Genomic DNA, 5,668 nt, shown 5'->3' with positions numbered 1-5,668 from the left:
CAACTGGAAACACAGCTGCTGCACATGGTGCGTTCGTATTTGATCCAGGTGTCGGTGCGATCGAGTTCGGCACCCACTACCAATAGCTTTGTCATGACTTGCACACCTGTTGTAAACGCTGACCGGCCACAGTTGGGCCTGGCTTTGGATAAGCGCTACGCCGTGTGGGGGCGGCATGATAGCGGGATTGGTGAAATTGTGAACAACCATCCGCCGAATCGTGCCAAAGCGTGCACTGGTAGTGGCGTTGCACAGGGGCAGGGCGGATATACTCGGCGGCGCTGTAGGCCACGGCCTACGCATGGTTCGACAGGGAAGCTCTGAGGCAAGGCGTGACTTTGCCGAGGGTGCTGTAGTCATTGGGCTACCCCCGAGTGCCGCTCACATCACTAGGAAGTGCTGCATGCAATGGATTTTCATGCTGGTCGGTTTGCTTATCGGCGTTTCGCTCGATGAGTCGATTACGGATGGTTTTCTCGGCGCCTTGCTGGGTTTTTCCGCCGGCCAATGGTGGCAGCTGCGCGAACTGAAGCTGAGTAACGAACACTTGCGCGGCAAGCTGACGGCATTTGCCGAGCGCTTTGAGCGCGGCACTAACGCCGTGAATGAGCGCCTGCAAAAGCTTGAGCGGGACGCCGTGCGAGCGCCGGTTGCCGCCGTTAAGCCGGCAACTGTGCATTTCGAGATGCCTGCCGCTACGCCTGATGAGCTGAATTTCACTCTCGAGCCCCAACCTGAACCACAACCCGAACCGAGCATTGCCGAGGCTGAAGAGCCGACGCTGATTTTCGAGCTGCCGCCTGAGCTGCAGTCCCTCCCGCCCAAGCCTGTCGCCGCCGCGCCTGTGGAGGCGACTGGTGAGTGGGTTCGCGAGCCTATCGCACCGCCACCGCCACCTCGCCAACCACCAACGCCGCCAACGCCTCGCGAGCCGTCGATTTTCGAGCGCGGTTTTAGTGCGGCGAAGAATTGGTTGTTTGGTGGCAACACCGTGCTGCGTATCGGCGTGGTGCTGTTGTTTCTCGGTCTGGCCTTTCTGCTGCGTTATGCCACCGAAGGCATGGTGGTGCCCATTGCGGTGCGTTATGCCGGCGTGGCCGCTGCGGCGATCGCGCTACTGGGCTTGGGCTGGTGGCTGCGCCTGCGTAACCCCAGCTATGCCTTGATGTTGCAGGGCACCGGCATTGCCGTGTTGTACCTGACGGTATTTGCCGCCTTCCGCTTGCACCCGTTGCTTGAGCCGAAAATGGCCCTCAGCCTGCTGGTGGTCGTTACCATTTGCTCGGCCATTCTCGCCGTTACCCAGAACGCCATGGCCTTGGCTGCCGTCGCCGCCCTCGGTGGTTTCGCCGCGCCGATTTTGACTTCCACCGGCAGCGGCAACCATGTCGCGCTGTTCTCCTATTTCATCCTGCTTAATAGCGGCATTCTCGCCATCGCCTGGTTCAAGGCGTGGCGCCCGCTGAACCTGATAGGTTTTGTCGGCACTTTTGGGATTGGCTTTGCCTGGGGCGCGCGCTCCTACACGCCGGAATTGCTCTGGAGCACCGAACCCTTCCTGGTGCTGTTCTTCCTGATGTACGTCGCCATTGGTTTGCTGTTCGCCCGGCGCAAGTTGCGCGAACTCAGTGACGGCCCGGCCGATGACAGCCGTGAGGCGGTACTGAGCTGGTCGCGGCGTAAGGGCGATTATGTCGACGGCAGCATGCTGTTCGGCCCGCCGCTGGTGGGCTTTGGCTTGCAGTTTGCGCTGGTGCAGCACCTCGAATTTGCCGCCGCGTTTAGCGCCTTGGCCATGGGCCTGCTGTATATGTTTATCGCCCGGATTCTGGTCGGCCGTGCGCCGGGGCGCGCCCTGCTGCTGGTGGAAACCTGCATGGCGCTGGGTGTGATCTTTGGTTCGCTGGCCATTCCCCTGGGCTTGGATGCGCAATGGACGTCCGCCGCCTGGGCCGTCGAAGGTGCCGGCATCTTCTGGCTTGGTCTGCGTCAGCAGCGGCCGTTGGCCCGTGCCTTTGCCATGCTGCTGCAACTGGGTGCGGCGTTGGCCTTCCTGGTCGGTCTGCACGATGGTGTCACGTCGATGCTTTACGGCTCGTGGCTAGGCGCCTTGTTGCTGGGCCTGTCGCTGCTGTTCAGTCATCAGCAACTGCGTAAGGCCTCGCCTGAGCAGGCCAGCGATTGGGAACGTCGCGGTATTCCTGTATTGGCAGTGCTGGGCCTGACGTTCCTCTACCTGCTGGCGCCGTTAAACCTGCGTGCCGAAGCCACGGCTATCGCTTGGGCCATCGCTGGGTTGGCGACTTTGTTCGTCGGCTTGCGCATTCAATCGCGCAGCTTTCTGTTCACCGCCTTTGCCGTGCAACTGCTCGGTGGTGCGATCTTCTTGCTGCAACTGCGCGGTGCCACGGCTGATGACACTGGCGTATTTACCGCAGGCTGGCGTGGTCTGGTGGTGGCCTCGCTGATTGGCCTGGCGTTGATCGGCGGCATGTTGGTGGCGGCGCGGGACAAGCAGGTGCGCGAAGACGCCGGCTTGATGCGCGGCCTGTCGCTGGTGCTGCTGGTGGGGCTGGTGTTTATCAACCTGGCGGTGCTGTTTGTACTGCCGTGGGAAACCGCCAGCGCCGTGTGGGCGGGCAGTGGTTTGCTGATTGTCTGGCTTAGCCTGCATTTGCAGCAGCGCGCCAGTTTTGTCTTTGGTTTGCTCTTGCAAGCGCTGGGCGGTATCGCCTTTCTTGCCGCCAGCCCTCTGCTGCTTGGGCCGCTGAGCAGCGAAGGCTTGCGGCCGTTGGCCCACGCCGGCTTCTGGGCGCCGGCCACCCTGGCGCTGGCCGCCCTGGTTGGGGCATGGCGCCTGATGCGCGCCGCCCGTAATGATAGTGATGCCATGGGCGCCCTGAGCCTGGAGCGCTTGTCGCAGTTGCTGGTGGTGTGGGGCGCTGGTTGGTGGACGCTGGCGGCGGTCAGTGAAGTGCTGCGCTTTGCCGAGTCGAGTGTGCAGGTGCCGTTGTTGCTGATTATCGCGGCAGCCAGCGTGGCGCTGTGGGCCTGGCTGGCGGCGCGAGAGAACTGGCAAGCGCTGGCGCTGCTCTGCCCGTTACTGGTGCCGGCCGCGGGCGTTGCGCTGCTGTATGCCTGGAATGGGCAGTATCACCCGGCCGCCCAGTTTGGCTGGTTGGGTTGGGGGCTGTTGTTTGCTGTGCACCTGTGGTCGCTGCGGCGCTTGGCGGCCTTGCTGCCTGCGGGGGCGCTAAGCGCGGCGCATGTGCTGGGCTGCTGGCTGATCCTCGGCGTGCTGGCGCTGGAGCTGCGCTACCTGCTGTATGTGCTGTCGGACCATTACAACGCCTGGCGTTGGCTGGGTTGGGCAGTGCTGCCAAGTACGTACCTGTTGGCCATGGCCTCGCCACGCAACTGGCCGTGGCCGGTGCGCGCTTATGCCCGCGAGTACCGCTACTACGCCGCCTTGCCGTTGGCGGTGCTGATGCTCGGCTGGTTCTGGCTGGCCAACATTGCCAGCGACGGCAATGCCGAGCCGCTGCCGTATGTGCCGCTGATCAACCCTTTGGAATTGGGCATGCTGTTCGCCCTGTTTGGTGTGTGCCGCTGGTTGCATAGCGCCTTGCCGCAGTTGCCCGACGGCGAACGCCTGGGCTGGTTGCCGCAAGTGGTGGCCGGAGCATCGCTGTTCGCCTTGTTTACCGCCCTGGTATTCCGTGCCGCGCACCACTGGGGTGGCGTGCCGTATCAACTCGACCTGCTGCTGGAGTCGATGCTGGTGCAGGCCGGCTTGTCGATTATCTGGACCCTGATCGCCCTGGCCCTGATGATTTTTGGCCACCTGCGCAGCCGTCGCGAAATCTGGTTGGTGGGCGCCGCGCTGATTGGTGTGGTGGTGGCCAAGCTGTTCTTTGTTGAACTCGGCAATCGGGGTGGCCTGGAGCGCATCGTGTCGTTTATTGGCGTCGGCGTGCTGCTATTGATCGTCGGTTATTTCGCCCCGCTGCCGCCTCGGCACGCGGTTACTGAAACGGAAGAAGAGCAGGTCCAGTCATGAGTGCGCTGTTTTCCCCGGCAACCCTGCGCCGTGTCGTGCTCGGCGCTGTTGTCACCCTGGCGGCCACCGCCGTTATTGCCGAACAACGTTCGGACTACAGCACCCAGGTGCCGCTCACCGTCAGCGGCGAAGGGCCTTGGTACCGCCTGGAAGTACCCATGGCCCTGCGCCTGGCGGCACGTTTTGGCGATATGCGCGATCTGCGCGTGTTCAACGCCGAAGGCGAAGCCCAGGCCTATGCCCTGACCGTGGGCAGTGCCGAGCAAAGCGAAACCAATACCGCCACGGCTGTGAAGTGGTTTCCGCTATACAGCGCCGTTGATGCCCCCGCTGGTGCGCCCAGCGTGCGTGTGCAGCGCACCACCGCCGGCACCATCGTTGAAGTCGGCCCAGAAGCCGTCACCACCACCGACAAACAACAAGTGCTGCGCGGCTGGTTGCTCGACGCCAGCGCCATTGACGCGCCGCTGAACAAACTAAGCCTGGACTGGACATCCGAGCAGGACGGTTTCCAGCGCTTTACCATCGAAGCCAGTGACGACCTGCAAACTTGGTCGCGCTGGGACGACGGCCAAATCGCCCGCCTGGCATTCGCCGATGAACGCATCGAACAGCGCGACACCACCTTGCCCGGCCAACGCGCCCGTTACCTTCGCCTGCTGTGGCTAGCGCCGCAAAAAGCGCCCGTGCTGATCAGCGCCGAGTTGTCCAGCACCACCCACAGCAGCGTGCCGGCGCCGATGTCGTGGTCGGACAGCCTGCCGACCACCGTGGGGAAGGAGGGTGAATACACCCTTGATCTGCCAGTGCCTCTGCCGCTGGAACTGCTGCGGGTCGACCTGGCGCAAGCCAACACCTTGGCCCCGGTGAATGTCAGCACGCGGCGCGACAGCAAAGACAGTTGGCAGCCGCTGGCGCGCGGCCTGCTGTATCGCTTGCCGGAGAACGGTAAAGACGTGATTCACGACGAGCTCCAGCTGCCCGGGCAATGGGTGCAGCACCTGCGCCTGCAGGTGGACCCGCGCGGCGGAGGCTTGGGCAAGGGCGCGCCGACCGTGCGTGTTGGGCTGCGGGCTACGCAGTTAGTGTTTCTGGCTCGCGGCACGCCGCCCTATGTGCTGGCGCTGGGTAATGCCAATGGCAAGGCCAATAGCTTGCCGCTGGCGACGTTGATTCCGGGCTACGACGAGACGCGCTTGGCCAAGCTTGGCGTGGCTAAGGCGGGTGAGCTGGTATCGGTGGCACCGGCGCCTGAGGCTGCCTCGTCGGCTGCGAGTGTCGACTGGCAGCGGTATGGGCTTTGGGCTGTGCTGCTAGTAGGGGTAGCGCTGCTGGTGGGCATGGCGTTGAGTTTGTTGCGGGCGCAGAAGCCGTAGGGTGTGCTGTGCGCACCAGTTTTTTGCTTTTGTTTTCGAGGGGCTGGGTTCTTCTTTACCGTGTGTGCTGAACGCTCTGTTTCGCGCCTTACGCGCGACTCACTTTTTGCCAGTCGCGGCAAAAAGTAAGCAAAAAACGCTTGCCCCTACCTTGGCCCTCCGCTGCGCTGCGGGTTCCCTCGCTTCGTCGTTGCTTCAGGGGCACGGCACAACGGGCCTTCCATGGCCCGAT

At 63.2% G+C, this 5,668-nt stretch carries 2 protein-coding genes; both read left to right on the top strand.

Going from position 1 to position 5,668, the window contains the following annotated elements:
- The first annotated feature begins 403 nt into the window (after positions 1–403).
- Complete coding sequence (locus AAAB16_RS02465; RefSeq protein WP_340661907.1) at positions 404–4,060, top strand: DUF2339 domain-containing protein; 3,657 nt, start codon at positions 404–406, stop codon at positions 4,058–4,060.
- Positions 4,057–5,436 (top strand): DUF3999 domain-containing protein, encoded by a 1,380-nt coding sequence (locus AAAB16_RS02460; protein WP_340661906.1) that lies wholly within the window; start codon positions 4,057–4,059, stop codon positions 5,434–5,436. Before AAAB16_RS02465 ends, AAAB16_RS02460 begins: the two co-directional genes overlap by 4 nt.
- Positions 5,437–5,668 lie beyond the last annotated feature (232 nt).

Source organism: Pseudomonas sp., from assembly GCF_037994325.1.
Classification (GTDB): Bacteria; Pseudomonadota; Gammaproteobacteria; order Pseudomonadales; family Pseudomonadaceae; genus Aquipseudomonas.
The sequence above is the reverse complement of the archived record's forward strand: the minus strand, read 5'-3'. Positions and strand labels throughout refer to the sequence as shown.